The 24,603-nt window shown below is 49.8% G+C and carries 15 protein-coding genes; 3 read left to right on the forward strand and 12 right to left on the reverse strand.

Annotated features, from left to right (window positions below; translation table 11 throughout):
* Window positions 1–41: 41 nt before the first annotated feature.
* On the reverse strand, window positions 42–2,444 hold the full coding sequence (locus ABGI61_RS04465) for a tetratricopeptide repeat protein (protein ID WP_347597493.1): 2,403 nt from the start codon (window positions 2,442–2,444) through the stop codon (window positions 42–44).
* Between the two features lie 193 nt (window positions 2,445–2,637).
* Here ABGI61_RS04465 and ABGI61_RS04470 point away from each other — a divergent pair, with 193 nt between their 5' ends.
* On the forward strand, window positions 2,638–4,089 hold the full coding sequence (locus ABGI61_RS04470) for an HDOD domain-containing protein (protein ID WP_347597496.1): 1,452 nt from the start codon (window positions 2,638–2,640) through the stop codon (window positions 4,087–4,089).
* Between the two features lie 3 nt (window positions 4,090–4,092).
* Here ABGI61_RS04470 and phoR read toward each other — a convergent pair whose 3' ends face one another.
* Together phoR and phoB are read right to left on the reverse strand one after the other, a co-directional pair.
* Window positions 4,093–5,415, reverse strand: a complete 1,323-nt coding sequence (gene phoR / locus ABGI61_RS04475) for a phosphate regulon sensor histidine kinase PhoR (protein WP_347597499.1) — start codon at window positions 5,413–5,415, stop codon at window positions 4,093–4,095.
* Window positions 5,416–5,432: 17 nt separating this feature from the next.
* Window positions 5,433–6,119 (reverse strand): phosphate regulon transcriptional regulator PhoB, encoded by a 687-nt coding sequence (gene phoB / locus ABGI61_RS04480; RefSeq protein ID WP_347597502.1) that lies wholly within the window; start codon window positions 6,117–6,119, stop codon window positions 5,433–5,435.
* 380 nt (window positions 6,120–6,499) lie between these two features.
* Between phoB and ABGI61_RS04485 the strand changes: the two genes are divergently transcribed.
* Entirely contained in the window at window positions 6,500–9,181 is a 2,682-nt protein-coding gene (locus ABGI61_RS04485; protein ID WP_347597505.1) for a beta-helix domain-containing protein, read from the forward strand.
* Between the two features lie 130 nt (window positions 9,182–9,311).
* Complete coding sequence (locus ABGI61_RS04490) at window positions 9,312–11,963, forward strand: TonB-dependent receptor domain-containing protein (RefSeq protein WP_347597508.1); 2,652 nt, start codon at window positions 9,312–9,314, stop codon at window positions 11,961–11,963.
* A gap of 58 nt (window positions 11,964–12,021) precedes the next feature.
* Here ABGI61_RS04490 and ABGI61_RS04495 read toward each other — a convergent pair whose 3' ends face one another.
* The 9 genes from ABGI61_RS04495 to ABGI61_RS04535 form a co-directional block, all read right to left on the reverse strand.
* Window positions 12,022–12,927 carry a porin gene (locus ABGI61_RS04495; RefSeq protein ID WP_347597511.1) on the reverse strand — a complete coding sequence of 302 codons (906 nt, stop codon included), beginning with the start codon at window positions 12,925–12,927 and terminating at the stop codon, window positions 12,022–12,024.
* Between the two features lie 264 nt (window positions 12,928–13,191).
* A complete protein-coding gene (gene phoU, locus ABGI61_RS04500; protein WP_347597514.1) occupies window positions 13,192–13,917 on the reverse strand; it encodes a phosphate signaling complex protein PhoU in 726 nt (241 codons plus the stop codon).
* A gap of 35 nt (window positions 13,918–13,952) precedes the next feature.
* A complete protein-coding gene (pstB, locus tag ABGI61_RS04505; RefSeq protein ID WP_347597517.1) occupies window positions 13,953–14,723 on the reverse strand; it encodes a phosphate ABC transporter ATP-binding protein PstB in 771 nt (256 codons plus the stop codon).
* Between the two features lie 56 nt (window positions 14,724–14,779).
* On the reverse strand, window positions 14,780–16,150 hold the full coding sequence (gene pstA, locus ABGI61_RS04510) for a phosphate ABC transporter permease PstA (RefSeq protein WP_347597520.1): 1,371 nt from the start codon (window positions 16,148–16,150) through the stop codon (window positions 14,780–14,782).
* 3 nt (window positions 16,151–16,153) lie between these two features.
* Complete coding sequence (gene pstC / locus ABGI61_RS04515) at window positions 16,154–17,533, reverse strand: phosphate ABC transporter permease subunit PstC (protein ID WP_347597522.1); 1,380 nt, start codon at window positions 17,531–17,533, stop codon at window positions 16,154–16,156.
* Window positions 17,534–17,675: 142 nt separating this feature from the next.
* Entirely contained in the window at window positions 17,676–18,707 is a 1,032-nt protein-coding gene (locus ABGI61_RS04520; protein ID WP_347597525.1) for a substrate-binding domain-containing protein, read from the reverse strand.
* A gap of 105 nt (window positions 18,708–18,812) precedes the next feature.
* Window positions 18,813–20,417: a diguanylate cyclase gene (locus ABGI61_RS04525; protein ID WP_347597528.1), complete on the reverse strand. Its 1,605-nt coding sequence runs from the start codon at window positions 20,415–20,417 to the stop codon at window positions 18,813–18,815.
* A gap of 165 nt (window positions 20,418–20,582) precedes the next feature.
* Complete coding sequence (locus ABGI61_RS04530; RefSeq protein WP_347597531.1) at window positions 20,583–23,684, reverse strand: S8 family serine peptidase; 3,102 nt, start codon at window positions 23,682–23,684, stop codon at window positions 20,583–20,585.
* 316 nt (window positions 23,685–24,000) lie between these two features.
* The gene (locus ABGI61_RS04535; RefSeq protein ID WP_347597534.1) at window positions 24,001–24,492 is read right to left on the reverse strand and encodes a PEP-CTERM sorting domain-containing protein; all 492 of its coding nucleotides are present in this window, start codon (window positions 24,490–24,492) and stop codon (window positions 24,001–24,003) included.
* Window positions 24,493–24,603: the final 111 nt, after the last annotated feature.

Raw genomic sequence — 24,603 nt, forward strand, 5'->3', positions numbered from 1 at the left:
TTTGATTAATAACAGTACTGCATTTCCACAAAGACACCCGGCTATTGCCCGGTATGAGGAATTTTCGGATCGGCGGCAATTAACTGCGCCGGATAACCATAACGTATCGCCTGATTAATGAAATCATTGCCCTGCTGATCGCGTTGACAATTAAAACTGGCGATCGCCAAATCATAAAACAGGTAAAAATCAGACTGCGTTGCAGCCTGCACTTGCTGTTCAGTCGCAAAGGCCGCCTCACATAGCTTTAATTCTGCTTGCAACCTGCTAATTTGCGATAACAGGGTTGGCGACTTAGCGTCTACCACCAGGTTACTTTGTGCCAACGCCAGCGCTTTCTCGTACAAAGGTAAGGCTTCCTGACGGCGTAGTGGCTGCACATCCAGCACATCCGCTAAATTGGTCCAGATGGTGTAATCGTCACTGCTGTTACTCAGTGCCTGCCGGTAAAGTTGCTCTGCTTTGGCATAGTCACCATTAAAGTAATATGCTGTGCCCAGATTAGAAAATGACAACGCAGCAGGTGATAAATCAACTACCTGCTGCCAGGCTGTTATCGCCTGACTAAACTGGCCACTGAAAAACCAGGCTGCTGCCAGACTGTTGAGCACCTCCGTACTTGCGGGTTTTAATTGTGCCGCCCGCTCAAAATGACGGGCGGCCAGGCTGAATTGGCCGGTTTCATATAGAAAGCCGCCATATTGCATATAGTTATGCCAGTAGCCCGGCTCAAGCTCTATTGCCAGTTTAAACTGCTGTTCTGCCTGCACTTTGTCTCCGTTGGCACTGAGCACCAAGGCTTTACCACTCAGCGCATCCACCCAGCGTGGGTTCACTTGCAGTGCCTGTTCATAGCGGGCTATGGCCTCATCGTACTGTCCGCTGACACGGTACAAGTCGCCGAGTATGGTGGCAACCTGAGCCTGATTCACCGGTAGCCCTGCGGCATGCTGACAGGCTTGACGCGCCAGCTCAAATTCCTCAACACTGCGGCTGACCATATATTTATCCAAATGCACTTTGCACAGGCCGGCAGATGCCATGGCGAAGTCAGGATCGGCTTTTAACGCCAGCAACAAAAATTGTTCTGCCTGATCTAAGCTGGCCATATCGTCAAATTTCTTTAACCGTTGCTGCGCTTGCATATAGGCATCAAAAGCAGAAAAACTTTCGGTAATCCGGTATTCGCTGCTGTACTTACTGTCACTATCGCCGGGAAGCATTAACGCAAAGGCATTTTGCACTTGCCGGTGCAGCTCCTGTTGCAATGCTGGCAGCGCCTGACGGCTGTAGTTGAGCCGATTAGCCCAGCGTCTGACGCCAGTTGCAGCCTCGATCACCGACACCTCAAGCTGCAATTGTGAGTTGTCGGCACTCAGGCGGCCCTCAAGCAGATACTCTACCCTAAGCAGCGCTGCCAGTTGCTGATAGTCCAGAGTACTAATATCGGCAAGCATCGCCCGGTCTGAAAGCACCGGGAACTGGTTGAGCTGGCTGAGGGAATACAATAACTCTTGGCGGATACCGGCTAAAAGATAATCTTCAATATTACTGCCAGGAGCCACCTGAAATGGCAATACCGCTACCGCATTAGGTATCGGCGCCGTATCAGTCAGCGTAGCAATAAGCTTGCTATCGCTGGTATCGGCATCAATCGCCCGTTTTACCGAATGCGCCAGTAGCGCCACTGCAGTAAAAGATAACAGTAAAAATCCAAGTTCAATTAATAGCTGACGACGCCAGTACTGCTGCTTATGTGGATTGTCTGATTGCGCCAAACGCTTTTTCCGTTCACGTAGATCACCCACCCAGGTAACGAGTAACACAGCCGGAAACACAATAATAATCAGCAGCAATGTCAGCTTCATGCCGGTAGCAGAGATATTCATCAATGGAAAAGTTATGGCCATAACCTGAATAAACAGCCAGACACTGACTAAAAATGCTACGCTGACACTAAACAAACGGCTACCGCGGAATAAAGACATCAACCAGGAGCGTTGCTTGGCACCATTACCACGGCCACGGCGATCTATAAGCGGCATTTGCGGTGATAGGGTTGGCAACGGTGTGACAGCTGTCAGTAATCTGTAGCCGCGCTTGGGTAATGTCTGGATAAACACCGGGCAGCTTTTGTGATCGCCAAGCACATGCCGTAGTTCACTGATAGCATGACTAAGGTTAGCTTTTGCAGCATCAGCATCGCCCCAGACTGCGGTGAGTAGCTGTTGCTGAGTGACGATAGTCTTTGCATGTAAAGCAAGTTGTAATAACAGTTCCATCGCTTTAGCTGACACATGCCGGTGCTCACCTGAAACCACGATAAAGCCATGGGATGGCAACACCTTCACATCACCAAGGCAAAAGCCCTGATGCAGTGCGTCTATTGACAGCGCTGGGGTACCTACAACTGATGGAGCACCAAAGAGTCCCTGATTATCCACAATGACCTGTGTTGCAATATGCCTAAGTGCAGAATGCCAACGGGCACTCATCTGCAACAAGTATGGTCAACCAGAAAATAAACGCCAATAAAACCATACGTTTAACAATGAAGGAACATAATTTTCACATTCGCAATTCTATTACGTTGCACTATGCTCAAACGGCAGGTTCAGTTTTACAGGCTACCGTTATATGCAAACAAGCCAGCGGCTTAGTAAGCAACAATGGGTCACTCAGATAGCGCAGCAGGAATTACCCGCCATTACCTCTATGGCCACTACCCTGGATAAGTTTGCCAACGATGATGTGTCATCTATTCCGCAGCTAAGCCAAACCATCATGCATGATCAAGCGCTGTCTTCATGCCTGTTGAAAGTTGCCAACACGATAAACTATGCATCGGTTAACCGCGTTAATACTGTGTCGCGGGCCGCAATAGTATTGGGTATTAAAGCGGTGAAAAATATTTGCCTGACCTCAAAAATACTTGACGCCCTACTTGAATCAAAGAATCTAAAGCCTGATGTCTATGAGCGGCTGCTGATGCTGATGGCTAATGCATTCTATGCAGGGTTATTGGCTCGCATGATGCTGCCGGAGCATCATGAAGATACCAAAGAGGAAGTGTATCTGGCCGCGATGTTATACCACATTGGGGAAACTGCATTCTGGAGTAGTGGCTCACCGCTATGCGACCAACTTATCCGTCAGGCAAATGCCTTGTCTACCTCAGAATTTCAGCAGTATTGCCGGGAAGAGGCTGGCATCCATTTTACCGAACTCAGTAGCGGCCTTGCCCAAACTTGGCACCTGGGAGAGCTACTGATTAAAGCGCTTGATGAGCCACAATGTCGTACGCTAGAAATGAAAGTCATAGATCTGTCGAACAAGCTCAGCACGGCTATTCATACGCCTCCGTCTGATAAAGCCGGGTTTAATGCACTGCTGCAACATATCGCCCGTCTGATGAATATTGATATCCGTCAACTAAAAGAACGGATAAAGTTAACACGTGAACTGGCGCTAAAGATGCTGCACTCCTATGGTGCAGATGTACTGCAGAAACACATCCGAGCTTTGCCTGTCGATGCAGACTTTGTTTACTTGAGCATACCAGCAAAGCCACAGGGACGTGACAGCGCTTTACTGCAACTAATGCAGCAACTACAGCAATTGTCGTTTAGAAAATGCAATATCAGCGAGTTGCTCAGTTTGTTTCTAAAACAGTGTGCCGCTGTTTTCCCGTTTGACAGCTGTGCCTTTTGGATTTTGACCACAGATAAACTCAAAATGGAATCGCGTTCAGCTTATGATGATAAAGGTGCAGTTACCAGTAGCCGCCGCGTGATTAATCTGATGCCTGGCAATAACCTGTTTCAACTGACGGTCACCCAGGCGTCGCCTATATTGGTAAACCAGGAAAGTCTGGCGCAATGGCGGCAGCATATCGATGCTCAAACCGAACTTTTATTGGCCAAAAGCAACATGCTTTTAGCGCCGGTGAAAATACAAGGCAAGTTAATTGGACTCGTCACTGCCCAGCGTCACAATGCACGCGATGCCATAGCGGATGAAGAATATCGCCAGTTTTGTTTTCTCACTGAGCACCTAAGTATGTGCCTGAGTCAGAATTCTAGCCGTTAAGGCCTAATTGAGGCTGGTGTCTTTACGCCGCTTTATTACCAGTTCGGCAGGTAGGGTAAAAGAAAAACTGCTTCCCTTGCCGGGCTCGCTGAAGATCATTAAGCGGCTGTTATGGCGTGATAAAACGTGCTTTACAATCGCTAAGCCCAAACCGGTGCCGCCAGTATTACGGGCGCGGGCTTCGTCTACCCGGTAAAACCGCTCGGTTAAGCGTTTCACATGCTGCGGCGCTATGCCTGGGCCATTGTCGTTAACTGAGAATACCGCTTTTAAGTGCTGCCGCTGCCAGCTCACCTGAATATGGCCGCCATCCTGAGTATATTTAATGGCATTGATCACCAGGTTAGAGAAGGCACTGCGCAGCTCTTCGGTGACACCGGTCACCTTTAACGTCGGGTCAATATCAAATACCAAAGTATGCTGCTTATCGCGGTTAACGGTTTGCGCTTCCTGCTCCAGCTGCAATAACATGGCAGGTACATCTACTTCGGCGTCAAACTGTACCCGGGCCGAAGCTTCAATGCGCGACAAGGTTAACAGTTGCTGCACCAGTGCATCCATGCGTTTGGTTTGGTCCAGCATCACGTTATGCGCCTTTTTCCACATGGCTTTATCCGGCAGATGTTCATCGTCCATCACTTCCAGATAACCCTGCAGCACAGTGAGCGGCGTGCGTAGCTCGTGTGACACGTTAGCCACGAAGTCTTTGCGGATTTGCTCCAGCTGCTTTAGCTGGGTAATATCGCGCACGATGAGCAAATACTGCTCAATGCCATAAGGCATAATGTTAAATTCAAGCGTCAGCGCATCATTTACCGGCGACGTCAGCTCTAGCGGCTGGTCGAATTTTGCAGCCTTTAAATACTGCAGAAAGTCGGGGTGGCGAATAAGGTTGTCCAGCCGCTGCCCTTCATCGGCCGGCCAGTGCAACCCGACTAATATTTGCGCCAGCTGATTGCACCAGATAATGCTCCAGTCATCGCGCAGCACAACCACAGCTTCTGGCAGTGCTTCGGCGCCGTCACGAAAACGGCGTACGACATTACGTAGTTCACGTCTTTTGCGACGATCACGCCGCTGCAGATAATAAATCCCTTCGAATAAATGGCCCCAAAGCCCCTCGCTGATGGGCGGTGAAAGCTTGCGATCGCGCCACAGCCATTTATCCATTAAAAACAAATGATGGTAATGCCACAGCAGCAGCGCTACGGTAAAAATCAGCAGCGCCAGCAGCAGGCTGTTGGAAATAAGGCCAACCAGTGCAATAAAACAATAGAAAAAGAAAAGCTTGGTGTACACCTTCCTTTTCGACAGCAGTTGGCGCATAGCGGCAGTGATTACCTTTATTTGGCAGAGAAGCGGTAGCCAGAGCCCCGCACGGTTTGCACTAATCTATCATGGCCGGCGATAGAAATCGCCTTACGTAAGCGACGGATATGTACATCGACAGTACGGTCTTCCACATAAACATTCGTGCCCCAGACATGGTCCAGAAGTTGTTCACGGCTGTACACCCGCTCCGGGTGGGTCATAAAAAAGTGTAACAACCGAAACTCGGTTGGGCCCATATCCAGTGGTGTGTCCTGCGCCATCACCCGGTGTGACACCGGATCCAGCTTTAAGCCCTGCACTTCTATCACTTCGTCCAAACTGGTCGGCGCCACCCGGCGGATCACCGCTTTAATGCGCGCCATCAGCTCTTTGGGTGAGAACGGCTTGGTGACATAGTCATCAGCGCCCACTTCCAGGCCACGTACTTTGTCTTCTTCTTCACCACGGGCAGTGATCATAATGATAGGAATATTGCGGGTGAGCTCGTGTTGCTTCATTTTCTTGGCAATCTGAATGCCACTGCCACCGGGTAGCATCCAGTCTAACAGCACTAAGTCCGGGTAAGGCTCAACCAACGCATTAATGGCAGAGTCGAAGTCCTCTGCCGTTGCGGCCTGATAGCCATTTTGCTCCAGCACAAAACACAACATATCGCGGATTGGGGCTTCATCTTCCACCACCAGGATCTTTCTTGCCATAGGGTCCACCACACTCTGTTTACTGAACACTGTTAACCGACCCGAAGCCGGACTGTTGTAACTCGTTATGCCGCATAGTATTGCTGCAGTTTATGACATTTTTATGAAAACTAAAGGTTAATCCGCTTTGTGTCCGGGCAGTTTGCTACACCACTCTGACCGTTTACATAAAGCACAGAATAAAAACATTTGAGCAACACGCAAACCATGACAGTCAGATGAATTTTTTTTGACAGCCGCAAGCAAAAACCGCACTAAGCAAGGCGCGGCCACATCGTCACATCAGCGACGCATTAGTGTAATAAAAGCGTCACTTCGCTTGTGTAGGGTGCCTGCAACTTTTTTGGCAACACCCCAAATAACACAACGGAGATAAGGTAATGGCTTTAGGCAAACTGATTAAACTGAGCGCTATCGCATCAGCACTTATGCTGGCGGGTTGTGGCGGCGACTTAGTAGTTAACGCAGGCGGCAATGATACAGGTGGTAACAATGGTGGCAGTAATCCACCACCGGCAACCAGTGATTGCCCAGCCTTTGCAACTGAAGGTCAAAGCCTGGCTGGTGTAAACAAAACGGTGTGCGAAATTAGTGGCACTATTACCAGCGATACCCGTTTAACAGCCGATATCGCCTGGTCATTAAGCGGTAAAGTTACCGTAGGTAATGACAATGCTGACAGTGCCACGCTGACGATTGAGCCTGGTACCAGCGTATTTGGTAAAAGCGGTGCTGACTACCTGGTAATTGCGCGTGGCTCGAAAATTCAGGCAGTGGGCACTGCAAACGCGCCCATCATCATGACCTCAGTTAACGATATGCTCGGCCTGTCAGACGAAGAGTCCACCGCAGAATGGGGTGGTTTGGTGTTGCTCGGTAATGCGCCTACCACTAAATGTGATCAAGCCGCTTTGGAAAACTGCCAGGTAGAAGCCGAAGGTGAAGCCGGCCCTTATGGTGGTGCTGACCCTGAAGATGATAGCGGTGCGTTAAAGTATGTGCAGGTGCGTTATGCCGGTTTTGAAGTTATTCCGGACAACGAATTAAACGGGATCACCTTTGCCGGCGTGGGCCGCGGCACCGAAGTGGAATATATCCAGGTGCATAACAACCTGGATGACGGCGTAGAGTTTTTCGGCGGTACGGTTGATGCCAAATACGTGGTGTTAACCGGTAACCGTGATGATTCACTAGACTGGGCGGACGGCTGGCAAGGACGTATGCAGCACGTACTTATTCGCCACAACCCAAATGATACCAAAGCCAACCGCGGTATTGAGGCGGATAACCAGTCAGATAACTTTACTGCCGAGCCGGTATCTAAACCGCGCATCGCCAATATGACCATTATTGGTAACAACTTTGATGGTGAAGATGACTCAGAGGGCATTTTACTGCGCGCTGGTACAGCAGGTGAACTGTACAACATTATTGTTACCGGACCGGCGGGTATGGGCGAGTGTTTTGAGATTAACTCCGACGAGTCTGTTGCTAATGCGCAGAACGGCGAGATTATTTTCCGCAACTCAATTATCGACTGTACAGAACCGTTTAAAGACTCCGTAGACGGCAATGGTAACGTAACTCTGGATTCTGAAGCCTGGTTCCGCGCACAGCCTGGCAATATAGTTGGTGATGCGTTATTAGGTGGCTATATCCCAGCCCCTAACTCACCGGCGCTCGGCAATGGTTATAACGTAGCAAACAATGTTGATCCCTGGTTTGACAACGTAGATTACATTGGCGCTTTCGACGGCGAAACAGACTGGACATTGGGCTGGACCGTTGGCATTCACCCGGAAGATGACTTAGCCGCTTGCCCGGCTGGCACCACTGAAGTAAATAGCCTATCTGGCCGGTTAAACTGTCAGTTAACGGGTGACATTACCTCGAACATCACACTGGCTGCTGGTGCTGACTATGTGCTAAACGGCCGGGTACGTGTAGGTGTAGATAACACCACCGCCGCTACCCTAACCATTCAACCAGGCGTGCGTATTTATGGTAAATCCGGTGCCGACTTCCTGGTGGTTACCCGCGGCTCAAAAATTGATGCCAACGGCACTGCGGCTAACCCTATCGTGATGACCTCAGTGCAAGATGTAATTGGCTCACCTACCGCAGCCGGTCAATGGGGTGGTTTAGTATTACTGGGTAACGCGCCAAGCACCAAGTGTGATCAGGCTGATTTGGCCAGCTGTGAAATTCAGGCAGAAGGCGAAGCCGGCCCTTACGGCGGTGATGATTGGGAAGATAACAGCGGCCGGTTAAATTACGTGGTGGTAAAACATGCCGGCTTTGAAGTTATCCCGGATAACGAGTTAAACGGCATTACCTTTGCTGGCGTGGGCTCTGGCACTCAGTGCAGTAACATTCAAGTGCATCAGAACGTTGATGATGGCGTTGAGTTTTTCGGTGGCGCCGTTAACTGTAAGAACGTGGTACTGACCGCTAACGGTGATGACTCGGTAGACTGGGCTGACGGCTATCGCGGTAAGCTGCAGTTTGTATTGGTAAAACACGCTGCCGATGACGCTAAAGCTAACCGCGGTATTGAAGCCGATAACCAGGCAGATAACCTGACTGCCACACCGGTATCTAACCCTATCGTTGCCAACATGACCATTATCGGTAACAACTTCGATGGCGATGATGACTCAGAAGGCGTACTGCTACGTGCTGGCACCAATGCCAAGCTGCATAACTTTGTTATCACTGGCCCGGCCGGTATGGGCGAATGTTTAGAGCTGGCCTCCACAGAGACTAAAGCCTTTGCTATCGATGGTTCGTTGGAAATGACGCACTCTGTTATCGCTTGTGCAGAGCCATTCACCGGTGATTTGGGTAACGGCACCACCACAGAGCAATGGTTCCTTGGCCAGACAGGCAACAGCGTAGCGGCTAATCAGGCTGCGGTGCTGGATGGTATCTTCACTATCGACGCCACTACACCTAAAGACATGACTGAAGTAGACAGTTTCTTTGAAGCCGTCGACTTCATCGGTGCGGTTGAAGCAGCAAATGACTGGACTGCTGGCTGGACGGTTGGCTTAGACGACTAACAGCAATAAACACTGCCGGGTTTCGCCTGGCAGTGTTTTTTTATTCCACTGCATTGCACCGACAAGGTTTTCGTTTGTGCAAGCACGTTGTAACCCTAAACGCTGATAGGACAAAGTTCAGATGAGCAGCATGCAAAAGTTTAATTTCAGTCGTGTTGGCCGCAGTGTGCTGCTGGCGCTAAGCACAGCGACCGCTCTGGTTTCATTAAACGCCGTCGCGCAAGATAACCAGACGCAACCAGCAACTGCTGAAGAAGATGTTGAACGTATTTCTGTTTCCGGTCGCCTGATGAGCTCAGCAGCCTCTGCTGCGGCAGAACGCCGCGAGCAACCGTACGTCGCCGAACTATTGGGTATGGAGCAAATCTCCCGCGCCGGCGATAGCAACGCTGCTACTGCGCTGCGTCGGGTAACCGGTTTAACGCTGGTAAAAGACAAGTTTATTTATGTACGGGGTTTGGGCGAGCGTTACTCCAGTACCCTGCTCAACGGTGCTCAGGTGCCAAGCCCGGACCCAACGCGTAACGTGATACCGCTGGATATGTTCCCCGCCGGCATTATTGAAAGCCTGGTGGTGCAAAAAGCCTATTCGCCCGAGCTGCCGGCCGCCTTTGGCGGTGGTAATGTTAATATCCGCACCACAGCGATTCCGCTACAAACCACCTTTAACGCCTCTGTTGGCACCGGCTACAACAGCCTGAACAGTGACGACGGCTTTAGCTATGCGGGAGGCAGTGATGACTGGCGTGGCAAAGATGATGGCTTGCGTGGTATATCGCCAGCTTTGTCTGCAGCACAAGCCCAATATGGCACCCTGACCCCGGTAAATATTGCCGAAGCTTTAGGCGGTATTAATGCCACTAACCTGGCTCAGGCTGAAAACATAGTACGTGAGCTTGGCACTGCGTTCAACCGTGATATTGATGTGAAGCCTACCAGCGTAAAGCCTGATTTTGATGGCAGTGTGTCTTTTGGTTCGCGCTTTGATTTGGCGAAAAACGTCGTATTTGGCGTCATGAGTGGTGTCAGTTATGACCGCAGTACGCAAAATACTGAAGAGCAGGAACGTTATTACTCGGTATCGGGTGATAATTTGCTACCACTAAACCGTTATGACGACATTAAAGGCACCGAGCATCAGGTTAAGCTGTCTGGCATGCTGAACTTTGGTTTAGAGCTGGGGGTAGATCACCGGCTGGAGACTGCCACTATTTATCTGCGCGACACCAAAGATGAGATAAAAATTAAGAACGGTGACAGTATCGAAACCATCAACGAGGCTAACCGTTCTAACACCGATACCAGTATTTTATATGAAGAGCGCAGCATGCTGAGCAACCAGCTGCGTGGCCGGCACAACTTCCCGTACCTGATGGACTTAGCGGTTGACTGGCAGTATACCGACGCCAAAGCACGTCGCTATGCACCAGGTGAAGTAGAGTATCGCCGCTTGAATGAAACCCAGGCCGATGGTTCAGTGTTCTCGTTTTTGCGCCGTAACCAAAACGCGGTTAATTACAGTTTTGGTGATATGAAAGATAACACCGAAAACTTCAGTTGGAATGCTAAGCTTCCGCTGACTCTGGGCAAGGCGGAAATGATATTCAGCGGCGGTTACAGTTATTTTGAACGCAGCCGTAACGCCCAAACCGACCGCTTTAACTTTGATACCGTAGGTTATAGCCTACAGCAGCTCTCTGGCAGTTTCTCTGAGATATTCTCTGACGATACTATTTTAAACCCGGATAACCGCTTTAAAATTTCTAACGTGACAACACAGGCCGACGATTACCTTGCCGCACAAATGATTGATGCCGGCTATGGTGCGCTGGAGCTGAATTACGATTACAAGTTCCGCCTAAACCTGGGCGTGCGTTATGAAGATTTTAAGCAAATCTCGCTGCCGATTGGGGCTGATGGCGATATCAGTGGTAACCTGACCGACTCGGTGCTGTTAGAAGATGGCTTCTACCCGGCGTTATCACTGACCTGGTTTATCAATGACGATTTGCAAGCACGTTTTGGTTACAGTAAAACCGTGGTGCGACCTGACCTGCGTGAAGTAACACCGGTACTCTATGTTGACCCTCTGACCGACTTTAAAGTGACCGGTTTTGCCGGCCTGAAAAGTACCGACATCAACAGTGCTGATGTGCGGTTAGAGTGGTACTTTGACACCAGTAACTACAGTATTGGTCTGTTCTATAAAGACTTAGACAATCCGATTGAAGCAATCGAGTTATCAGGCTCTGATGGCAACCTGCTGATGTCGTTCCGCAACGCGCAAAGCGGCGAAGTGTATGGTGCTGAAGCTGAGTTTTTACAACAGTTAGACATGTTTGGCGGCGACGCCGGTCAATGGCTGAATAACTTCTTCGTTGCCGGTAACCTGACCGTCAGTGAGTCTGAAATTACCATTCAGCCGTTTCCGGGCGCGGATTTAACTAATCTTAAACGTGGCTTAAGCGGCCACTCTAAGTACGTTGCTAACCTGCAGCTGGGCTTTGACTCAGATAACAACCAGCACAACGCTACCCTTACCTACAACGTGTTTGGTAAGCGTATTGCGTTTGCCGGCGTGAACGACAAAGACGACGCTTTCGAGCAACCGTTTAACTCGTTGGACTTTACCTACAGCTATACTCCCACCGAGAGCATGACGGTGAAATTAGGGCTAAAAAACCTGTTGGATGAAGACGTAGAAATTTTGCAACAAGGCGAAGTTCTACAAAAACGTGTTGAAGGCCAAAGCTATAGCTTAAGCTTCTCGTACAAGTACTAAGGTTAAAATAAAAAAACGCCGGCGATGAGCCGGCGTTTTTAATTTAGCGAACAGCTAATTAAAACTTATGCTTGATACCTACCGCCAGGTAGTCACGATCCGGGTTGTCTGCATCCAGATTAAAGCTGCTGTACCAACCGTATAATGTCGTATTTTTACCCGCTTTGTAGTCAACGCCAACACTTACAGCATCATCGTCTTCCAGCGTCTGATACTGGGCTTTCAGCTCAGTTTTACCAAACGGATAAGCTGCACTGGCTAACCAGCCATCTTCCTCCAAGCCGGTAACAATGTTTTCCTGCGTGTGGTACATTGCACCCAACTTAAAGCCTGCTACCTTTCCTTGCGCCTGCACACGCATAGCGTCATAACCGGCAACTTCTGAGTCTACCGCTACTGCAGCATAGAAATTGCTGTCTTTCAGGTTTTCATCACCATAATAAATTGATGCTGAAATGGCATCTTCAGCATCGGCAGCATCTTCCATCACGTAAGTCAGGTGTAAGCCAAAGCCGTTGAAAGTCGGTGTGTAATACGTCACTGAGTCACTGGCACGTACTTCACCGCGCCAAAGGTTTTTAACGTCAGCTTCATAGTCATTAAATAAATCAATTTTACCCTGCGCATCTTTCAGGGCGGTGTCATGCCGGCCCAGGCGAATTTCACCGAAACTCCCGGCCAAACCAACATATTGGTTTCGTGAGGTGATGTTGTCGCCGTCACCCACGTCTGCCAGATCAACGCCCCACTCTAATTGGTATACCAGTGTCAGGCCATCGTCTAAGGCGTAATCGCCTTTTAAGCCAAAACGCGAGCTGTTACTTTTCAACTCTGAGAAGCGGCCTTCGCCCTCATCACTAGACTGCGCTGACACATTCAACTGGCCATAAACCGTTACGGGCTCGGCATGAGCTGAGGCAATACCTGCCACTGTCATGGCAATTACTAAAATTGATTTTTTCATATGCTGTACCTGAGTTAATATCAATTATCGCTGCGGCCACTAGCGGCATCGCGGTTGTCGATGCCGGCCATCATATTGCCATTTTATGACACTAAAATGACAAGGTGGCAGTTTTATGGCTATTTGATGATGCTTTTATGACTTGGCGCAAACTACGGCATAGTCTTAGCCAGAAGTATTAATCAAATTAAGCAGATAGCCAGCGTTTGAAGTCTGTAGGACGAAAAAAAGGAGCCGAAGCTCCTTTTTCATCAGGTAAGGCGACTATTCCCGCCGCTTTTGCACGACCTGCTGCAGTTCATCGTCATTTAAATGCGCGACATTGCGGCCTTTGCAGAGAAAAATAGTGTGCTGGCAAATATTACGCGCATGGTCGCCCACCCGCTCCAGCGCTTTGGCCACCTGAGAAATTTGCAGGCTAACACCAATTTGACTGGCATCATCCATCATGCTGCTTAGGCTATGCTGCATAATCTGGGCGTAATCATCATCAATGGCCTTGTCTTCACGCAGCACCGCAAGGGCAGTATCGGCGTCCATTTGTTCAAAAGCGGTGATAGCCCGCGCCAACATCTGCTGCACTTTGGCGCCCATTATATTCAGATCTGCCAGTTGAGCCTCTGTAGGCCGGTTGCCGCTCTCGTCTTTTAGCAGGGCTTTGGCGATACGTTTGGCCAAATCACCGATACGCTCGATATCGTTGACACTTTTTAACACCGAGAGCACCAGACGCAGATCGGTCGCCGCCGGCTGACGTCGGGCCAATATGTCTAGACAATGTTCGTCAATGTCCACTTCAAAGTTATTTACCGTACGGTCTGCTTGCTTTACTTGCTTTGCCAACGCTCGATCAGCCTTAATAAAAGCCGTCATCGCATCGCTAAGCTGCTGCTGTGCCAACGTGGCCATGGCCAACAGCCGCTCTACCGCCTGGCGTAATTCGTCATCATAGGCCTGTGAATAGTGGCCGCCGATCTTGTTATTGGGCATAACGCCTGTCTCCTGCTAACGCTGCTATGCCGGTATTAACCGTAGCGGCCGGTAATGTAATCTTCGGTACGTTTTTGCTGCGGGTTAGTAAAGACATCATTGGTGTTACCAATTTCAATTAAATTACCCAGATGGAAAAACGCGGTTCTGTCTGACACCCGTGCGGCTTGTTGCATGTTGTGTGTCACGATGACAATAGTGAAGTTTTGTTTCAACTCATCAATCAGCTCTTCAATGATTGAGGTAGCGATAGGGTCCAACGCCGAACAAGGTTCATCCATTAGGATCACCTCCGGGCTTACCGCTATGCTTCGGGCGATACACAGGCGCTGCTGTTGACCACCTGACAAACCTGTACCTGGCTGATCCAGCCGGTCTTTTACTTCATTCCATAAACCGGCACGGCGCAAACTGGACTCGACAATGTCATCCAAATCGGCTTTACGCTCGGCAAGGCCATGTAATTTCGGGCCATAGGCAATGTTTTCGTAAATGGATTTCGGAAACGGGTTAGGCTTTTGAAACACCATGCCCACCTGCGCCCGCAGTTGCACTACGTCCAGAGCCGGATCATGAATGTCGCGGCCATCCAGCGTAATGCTGCCCGTTACCCGACAATGTTCTATGGTGTCGTTCATCCGGTTCATACAGCGTAAAAAGGTAGACTTACCGCAGCCCGATGGGCCGATAAACGAGATCACTTCGTTTTCGTATACATCCATGCTGATGCCATGCAATGCCTCGTTTTCGCCATAAAACACTTTGACATCTTTGGCACTGATTTTTACCGCAGCTGAATTACTCATCTGTTTTTCCGTTCGCTAAATTTAAACTGTGTGAAAGGCGGCTCAGCAAAGCGCTGTTACCAGCGCTTCTCATATTTCTTACGCAGCCAAATGGCCAGGCCATTCAGGCTTATCATCATCATTAGCAGCACGATAATGGCGGCTGAGGTACGGGCTTCAAAGAAATTACGCAGCTCATTACCCTGCCACAAGTAAATTTGTACCGGCAAGGCAGATGCTTGCTCAAAAGGCGATGCCGGAATGGACGCCACAAAAGACTTCATACCGATTAACAGCAGTGGCGCAGTTTCGCCCAGCGCCTGCGCGACACCTAAGATAGCACCGGTTAAAATGCCGGGGATAGCCAGTGGCAATACGTGATGGAAGATTGCCTGCATTTTTGAGGCGCCAAGCCCAAGCGCCGCCTGGCGGATTGATGGCGGTATGGCTTTTAACGTCGAGCGGGTGGCAATAATAACCGTAGGCAGTGTCATTAATGACAACACTAAACCGCCGACGATAGGTGCCGACATCGGCAGATTAAACCAGCCAATCAGCACCGATGCACCAAGCAGACCAAACACAATAGAGGGAACCGCCGCCAGGTTATTAATGTTTACCTCAACCAGGTCGGTCAGCTTATTGCGCGGTGCAAACTCTTCTAAATAAATAGCCGCAGCCACGCCCATCGGCACTGCCAGTAGAATCACCACTAACATCATATAAAACGACCCCATAAAGGCACCGGCTAAGCCGGCTGACGCCAGTGAGCTACGCGAGTCAGGGTTCATAAACAGCGCCAAACTGAAGCGGTTTTGAATCACACCGTCAGCGGCAAGTTTATCAATCCACTCGCGCATTTTCGGGCTCAACTGCTGCTGCTCGTCCGGCAGGCTGCGATCAATATTACCTTTTAACCACACATCAATGTTGGCATCGGTAAGCAGGTGCAGGCTGCGGGTCTGGCCAATAATAGACGGGTCGGCTACCACCATGTCACGCAGGGCGAAACGCTCGCCTGAGGTAACAATACGGCCCAGATCACGCCGGTGCTTAGTGGCGTCAGGCAGTATTTTCTGCAGGCTGTCGGTGATCAAGCGGTTAAAGTTAACAAAGCCGACTTGTGTTTGCCAATCCAGATAACGCTGACGGAAGTCGTTATCGCTTTCATCCGCTGCTTGTTCCGGTTTGGCCGGGATCTTGATAATTTTCGGGTCAAAATAGATCTCCAGCGTAATGGCCGACTGCCAAAACGCCGGCAAACCTTTGGAGAAAATATTGATAAATAACAAGGCTACCAGCGACAAGCTGATTAACACCGCCAACAAACCAGTGCGACGAAACCAGGCCTCTTTACGGTGGCGGCGATGTAGCGACGCGATTACCTTTTGCTGCACCTGGCTGGGGTGCACCACGGTTTTTATCGGGTTTTCTGCAAGAATGGTCATAACTTACTCGTATTGCTCACGGTATTTACGCACTATCACCAATGCCATCACGTTTAACAGCAGGGTAATAACAAACAGGGTTAGACCCAGTGCAAAGGCCACCAACGACTGCGGGCTGGAAAAATCATTGTCGCCGGTTAACTGATTAACAATAGTCACCGTAACAGTTGATACCGCCTCAAACGGATTGGCCGTTAGCGCAGGGCTGTTACCGGCTGCCAGCACCACTATCATGGTTTCTCCGATTGCCCGGCTAACCGCTAACAAAATGGCGCCGACAATGCCCGGCAAAGCCGCTGGCAGCACCACTTTTAAGATGGTTTCAGATTTGGTGGCGCCAAGGCCTAGCGAGCCATCGCGCATGGATTTTGGCACTTGGGTGATGATGTCATCAGACAAAGACGAGATAAACGGGATGATCATAATGCCCATTACCACACCGGCGGTAAGTGCCGACGTGGCGTTAATGTCCAAACCTATCGCAGCGCCCAGATCCCGTAAAAACGGCCCCACGGTAACCAGGGCAAAGAAGCCATACACAATAGTTGGAATACCTGCCAGCACTTCGATTACCGGCTTGGCCGTGTTGCGCAGTTTTAGCGGTGCGTATTCCGCCAGATATACCGCCACCATCAAGCCCAGCGGAATAGACACCACCATGGCAATACCGGCGATTAATACGGTACCGGACAACAGCGGTATTAAGCCAAAATCGCCCTGCTCACCGACGCCAACAGTAGAAAAACGCGGGTTCCAGGTGGTACCAAAGAAAAACTCTGCTGGCGAAATAAAGCTGAAGAACTTTAACGTTTCCCCTACCATCGACAGTACTATGCCAATCGTGGTCAGTATGGCGACGGTAGAACACAGCACCAGTAAGGCTTTTACCACGCGTTCTACCTGATGCCGGGCTTTTAAATGCGGGGTAATTTTCAGCAAACTTATCAGCATACCCACGGCGGCAATCACTGCCATCAAGGCCGTTAATACTATGGCGCTATTCGCTTTTAACTGCTTTAAGTGCTCAGCAGCCACCAGCTCCCAATCGGCAGCGTCAGCGACCACGCCAAAATTACTCGCCAGGTTGTTAATGCGCTGACTGACCACGCGCAATTGCTCTGTGCTCTGACTGGCAATATCTGAGGGCAACTGAGACAACATCATGGAATTGATCACGGCCGGAGCTAACCACAGCCACAGCAACAGAATAAAGAACGCCGGCAACACCGCCCATAAACCCACCATCATACCGTAATGATGTGGTCGCGAGTGCATGCGCGCATCGGCGTTAATTGTTGCTACTTTGCGGCTGCGCACCATGCCGAGCTGGTAGCCCAGTGCCAGCAACACCAGCAGCACCACAATTAACGAAAGATTACTCATAATTGCTCCGTAAACAGCCAGAACTTCGCACTAAATAAGCTGCGCAGTGTAAGCGGCTTATATTTCATTTTTATGACAGCCGATAGGCAAAAAAAGAGAACCCGTTACAGGTTCTCTTTGCCAAACTGCATTAGTATAGTGCTTACAGCGATTTTTTCAGCCGGATGTTTTCACTGATTTCAGCGCGTTCGTCATCTGACAACGGAATTAAACCCGCACTTTCCAGCACACTGCCAAAGCCTGACATACCCTCACTGACGTGGAACATGGCATATTCCTGTAAACCCGGAATAACGCCGATATGGGCACCTTTTACATAGATATACAGTGGGCGTGATACCGGGTACTCGCCAGAGATGATGGTATCCAGATTAGGCTCAACACCCGATACCGTAGCGACCTTAATGCGGTCACGGTTGGCCTCATAGAAGCTTAAACCGAATACGCCCAACGCATCTTTTTGCGCGGTTAAACGTGCCAGCGTCTCAGTGTAATCACCGGCGATTTCTACGACACGGCCGTCGGTACGCATGGCAGTACAGAACTTTTTACCGGCGTCTTTATCCATGGCTTTCACTTCAGCCAAAGTCTCACAACCGGGTACTACCACTTTTTCTTCATAGACTTCACGGGTACCGTGATTAGAGCCCGGAATGGCCAGCAAAATTTCCTGATCTGGCAGGGATTTGTCAATCTGGTTCCAACGGCTGTAGGGGTTAGCCACCATTTTGCCATTTTGTGGCACTTGCGCTGCCTGAGCTAAAAACACATGCACCGGCTCCAGTTTAAACACCGCAGCATCGGTACGAGAGGCAAACACAATACCATCGTAACCAATTTTCACTTCAATGATTTCCTGAACGCCATTGGCTTTACAGGCTTCAACTTCATTTGGACGAATTTTGCGTGATGAGTTTGCCACATCTATGGTATTGGCTCCCACACCCTGACAGAACTGGCGCAGACCGCCAGATGAACCACCAGAGCCTACCACCGGCGTGCGAAACTGGGCGAAGTTATTACCAAACTCTTCAGCCACGATAGAAGAGAATGGCAACACGGTAGATGAGCCAGCGATTTGGATAGTGTCGCGGCTTTGTGCCTGCGCCACACCTGTTACAGCAAAAGTCATGCTGGCAGCCAGCAACAGGTTAGACAGTTTATTCAGCTTCATATCAATTCCTCGGTTATCCGAACTGGGTATGAAGCCATTTTGCTGCATTTTTATTGCAGTAATATGACAGCCTGGAATTAAATTACTGACAGCAGAAAAACGTCACTAATGCATGACAGCACAACGATTGCGCCCCTGATGTTTTGCCTGATACAGCGCCTGATCTGCCCGCAACAGTAATTTGTCCAGGTTATCCTGTTGCGGTAGGTACATGGCAATACCAATACTGCAGGTGACCTGCAATTGCTCACCACAGCTTAAAGTAAAAGGGTGTTCAGACACAGCCAGGCGCAAACGCTCAGCTGACATTATCGCTGTTTGCAAATCGACCTCTGGCAGCAGAATAAAAAACTCCTCGCCACCATAACGCCCCGCTAAATCGGTGTCGCGGATATTGCGCTGGCACAATGCAGCGAACTCGGCCAGCACCTTATCACCGGCAGCATGACCATATTGGTCGTTCACTTTCTTAAAATGGTCGATATCCAACATCAGCACGGCTAAATCTTTCTGATAGCGGTTAGCCCGGCGAATTTCAGCCTGTGCCCGTTGCATAATCACCCGCCTGTTCGCAAGGCCGGTTAATATATCGGTGCTGGCCAGCTGCAGCAGCTCCTGATTACGCTGTATCAGCTGCTGTTCGGTATCTGCATGACGGGCAATTTCAGCTTGTAAGGCTCTGGCCAGCCGACGGTAGCGTAAAGTAAAAAAGCTCAGTAGCGACATTAACAACAGCATCAGTAATACCGACTTCAGTAACAAGCGGTAATCCACCACTGCGGCTGTCGTAGATTGATAAATAAAGCTGTCCAGCGGTTTTAGCTGGTCAATCATACCCAGCTGCAAATACATAGCTGCAATCTGCTGCCAGCGTCCGGCGTTCATATGACCAATTTCCACCAGATCGGGCATGATTAACTGGCGCAGCACTCTGGCTTCATACTGCAAGTGTTCGATGCTTTTATCCGGTGCATACTGCTGGTGAATATGCGCTATGGTGTAGTCAATATTATCCAGTGCAAACCGCCAGCCACGCAAACTGGCGTGCAAAAAAGCCTCGGCAGCAGCAGGATGCTGTTTCAGCCAATCGGCATGGCTGACCAAAATATCCTGATAAAAGTTCACACCATATTCAATCGGCTGAATTACACGGTATGGCACGTCCATTTGCTCGAGCAGATAAGGTTCGTTTGACAGATAAGCATTAAAGGCATCAGACTGACCACTGAGCAAATTGTCCAGCTTCATCGACGAGCTGCTCAGCTTGAGCTTACCGATATCAATACCTTCTTTGGCGAATACCGCCAAAAGCTCGGTATTTTCCTGTGACAGTGTCAGCTCCAGGCGTTTTTGCGCCAGATCCTGTAGTGTGTAAATGCCGGAGTCGGCGCGCACCAGCCAGACGCTGGGCGATTTTTGCATAATAGCCGCCATCGCCACCACCGGCTGACCTTGCAGATAAGTTAACAGCGCACCGGATGCCGATACGGCAAACTCGGCCTCACGCTTTAGTACCTGATCCAGCGCTGCAATGCCGGGCGCTCCGGGCATAATCTGCACATCCAACCCTGCATCGCGGTAATAGCCCTGCTCCAGCGCCATATAGTAGCCGGCAAACTGAAACTGATGGTGCCAACGCAGCTGCAACCTGACCGTGTCAGCGGCCTGCAACCAGGGGCAACATAATATTAACAGCCAGAAATATCGCAAAACTGACACCGACCCTGGCTTGTTAAGCTATACATAAAAATATCCAGCCTGCTGTTATCCTCGCGCGACACTTCAGTATAGAACAGGGCCCGACTGCGTAAAGTTGAGGCTCTGAATAAAAAAAGCCCGGCAAACAGCGCCGAGCTTCTCCTTTTCTAACACAGGTTAGTTAGCAGTAATCTCCAGTAAGGTACTATCCTGCTCTACCCCATCGGCATCATAAAACATTGCCACACCTAAATAAGGGAACGGGCTTGCAGTGAGGTTAGTAGTCGTTACCGTCACATTATTAAACCGTCCCATAATAGCGCGCGGGCTGGCCGCAATACGGGTTGACGCTTCTTTGGCATTCACTATCCAGAACGGCATAGTGTAGCTGGCCTCTGCTGCGCCACCTAAATCATAGGCATGCACAAATGCCAGATAGAAATCACCTGCGGCTCCATTATTAGCTGGCTCTGGATTCATTATCGTCACCACTTCGTTACCACCTGCAGCGGCTGATGTTCCAACAGCAGCACAGCTGTATGCAATGCAGCGATAGACGTAAAGATCCAAGTCAGCACCTGGCACCGAGGCTAACGCCTCATACAAGCTAAAACGCGCAACTTTAGTACCTGCTGGCACCAGCAAAGCGTGGAAGCCAAGGCCTGGTTCATTAAACACAAAGTTCCTGTCGGCATCTTGTGCAACCACATCGGAAGAACCGAACGGCGCGCTGACACCCACGATAGCTGCACTGGTGGTACCGCTGTAGTTCATCTCTACCGGGAAACTCACCCGGCCAGATTTCGCTTTTACGCTCGCTGCGATAGACTCAGGCGCAACAATCAGCTGTGGTGATTCTACTTTAATTGCAATCGGACTGCGTACACTGTGTACCCCATTTGACCAGGTAATAGCACCAAAGCTCCAGCTACCAAGAGTGGCATTGGCATTCGGCGTAAATTTGATGCCGTAGCTTGCCGACCCATTAGCTGCTACCGACATTTGATTGCCGCCATCGTCAGTAATCACTTCAACATCGACACCTGCCGGCGCTTCCACCGTTGCGCTGTACACAGAGGCACTGCCAGATACGTCCGTTACCTGACGTACTATGGTTTCTGCACCGGTTAACTCAGCAATCGCAATTGATGGCAGGTTTAACTGACTTGGGTCAGTGTTGTAGCCTGCAGCTTCAAACTGTGCACAGCTGGCGCCGGTAGTGTTAAGTACAAAGTTAGCGTTGCCAATACCACACAGGAAGGCAAAATAATCTAGGTTTTCAATATCATAGGTTAAACCAGGATTAATCGACTTATTCGGCACCGCATGGCCGGCACCAAAATCGAAGGGGTCTGCTGGCGTAATACCATTCTCTTTGGTTAAATTCTGCCGTGCCGTGGTCATCAGCGCCGATTTAATCATCGCCGGCGTCCAGTTCGGATGACTTTCTTTAACCAGCGCAGCCATACCTGCGATATGCGGGCTGGACATAGAAGTCCCCTGCAGATAGGTGAAACTCACACCGGCAGGCGTTAACATCGGCTGTGAAGATGCACCGGCCAGAATTTTTACACCCGGCGCAGTAATATCAGGCTTAATCACATCAAAACTGGCCAGGTTAGGCCCGCGTGATGAGAATCCGGCCATCAGATTACCCACCTCAACCACATCATCGACAAACACCGACGGACTCATTTTAATATTCACCACACCGCCAGCGGTGACTTCGGCATTAAAGGCACTGCCAGTAGCTAAAGTGGTCATAACTGCCGGAATACCAAAACTACCGGTGCCGCCCATGACGATGGGTGCTGCAGTTGAATTGTTATACATGACCACGCCTGCTGCACCTGCAGCTTCGGCTTGCCCTAGCTTAATATCAAATGAGCAGGCACCACGCTGAATCAGCACAAACTTACCTGCTACCTCAGCAGCGTTACTCAGCGGTGCACAAGCATCTAATGGCACCGCAACCGCGAGATCGGCACTAATTTCGCCAGTAACGCTTAGCGGTAACGAGGTTCCGCCTTCCACCGCGATATAGGTGCCTTGCAATGGCCCAGCTGTTACCTCGATACCATTGGCAATGCTGGTTCCGCTGTAAGTAGAGGCTGCGACTGTGGTTACCCACGGCGCCGGTGTGCCAACAGTGCCTGCCGCCGGGCCGCTGTTACCAGCAGATACCGCAACAAAAACACCTGCCTGAGCTGCACGTAACTTAGCTGCCGCCGCCATCGTCGTCAGATCAGTTAAACTACCGCCAATCGAATAGTTAATGACGTCGACACCATCAGCCACTGCCTGATCAATTGCCGCCATGGTATCGCCATAGAAACAGCCCCGCTCAGCAACACCCTCTGGGCTAACGTAACTGCTATTCCAACATGCTTTATACATCGCTATGCGGGCGCGTGGCGCAATGCCCGATACGGTTGCCACTGGCGTACCATTAAATACTGCCGTTACGCCTTCGTTACCACCAGCAGTAGATGCAACATGGGTACCGTGATTATCAGCATCGCGTGGCGAAACAAATTCACCGGGCTGTAAGTCGTACACGCTTTCAAAAGTGTTTTTGTAATAACGTGCACCAATCAGTTTATTGTTACAACTAAATTCGGTGTCCTCACCCACATCACAGCTTCCCGCCCAGCCTGGTAGCGGTGCATAAGAGCCATCATCAGCAAAACTTGGATGTTCAGGCCAAATACCGCTGTCTACCACACCAATAACGACATCTTCACCTTTCACACCCAGGGTATGCAAGCCATCAGGGCTTTGTGTCAGCCCTAAAAATGCTGGAGTGTTAGAAGTGGTCATTTGCTGGGCTTCATCGCGCCAGACACCAGCAACATTCGGATGATTACGCAGTGCTTCGGCTTGTGCCGGGGTTAATTTGGCGGCAAAACCGTTAAAGGTATGCGTGTATGAATACATCACTTCAGTAGCGCCAGTACTGCTGGCCAGGTGCTGATGAAACGCCTTAAGTGAACTGGTGTAGTTTTGCATCCGGGCAGAGCTGGCATTATAGCGGTTCAGCGCCTTAGTGACAGACTGTCTGGCAGGTAATAGTTCGCCCAGCTCCTGAGCTTTTTCAATACCGCTCTTACCTTTCACTTGCACAATATAAGGTGCAGGTGCTGTATCAGCAGCGGCCAGCCTCAACTGACCTGCATCGACGTTTAGCTGATAAGGGCTATTCGCCTGCTGCGCACTCACCGAGCCTATCGCCATCGCCACGGCAACCGCGGTTTTAGATATTATTTTATTAAATTGCATGTGTTTTCTCCGTTTATGCCGCCGCGCAGACCTCAACACTTGATACGGTAGTAGGTCGTTATGTTCGCTATGCGTTGGCATTTTTTATTCAGCAATATTTGCTTGGCCGCACCTTTTTAACCGGTAAAGAGACAAAGGTACGACAACCCTGGCTGTATAAAATTTCGACACCCTCGTAGCCATACCCGATAGCACAATTTGCTTGTTTTCGGTCTGCATCCAGCGTATTTGAAATGTTATTGGCAATAACACTTGTAAAGACGCCAGGCTGAAGCTGCTAAAAAAGCTGACACTTGGCATGTCGTAATCGGTAGTTTCAGACGCGACGACGTAATAGTAAGCCACCCATCGCGGCCAGCATCAGAAACACGGTTGCCGGTTCAGACACCAGGGTTGCGCGCCCCAAGGCGAAGCTACCGGCATCTATAAATTGGCCATCAGTGCTGAAAATATCCATAAAGCCTTCGCCAAATTCCGCGTCCCAGAAGCCCTGGAAGGCAAAAGTATTGCTAAGGTCATTTACGTCGAAATTGAAGAAAGTAAAACCGGCAGCTAAGTCCAGTGGGTCATAGTCAACAATGAACAGGAAGCTTTCACCGATGGTGAGACCAAACAGTTCAAATAACTCCCATTCCAACACATTGCCAGACTCATCGATATTGTCTAGATCGATGGATAACACACCAAAGCTGCTGCCATCTTCGAACAGAAACTCTTGTGTCATGATCGGTGCTGCCTGTGCTGACGGAGCCAGTGGCAGTGCGCTAAGTAATAGGGTGGATAATGCAAAAAAAATCGACTTCAACATGGATATACCTCTGAATGTTGTTATTTATTATTGTGCAAGATTACAGCTTGCCGGGCGGACAATGCATAAAACAATCCAACTAAATATTTACTTAAAAAACAACTTATTATG

Origin of the sequence: Rheinheimera fenheensis (assembly GCF_039871805.1) — a bacterium.
Lineage (GTDB): Bacteria > Pseudomonadota > Gammaproteobacteria > Enterobacterales > Alteromonadaceae > Alishewanella > Alishewanella fenheensis.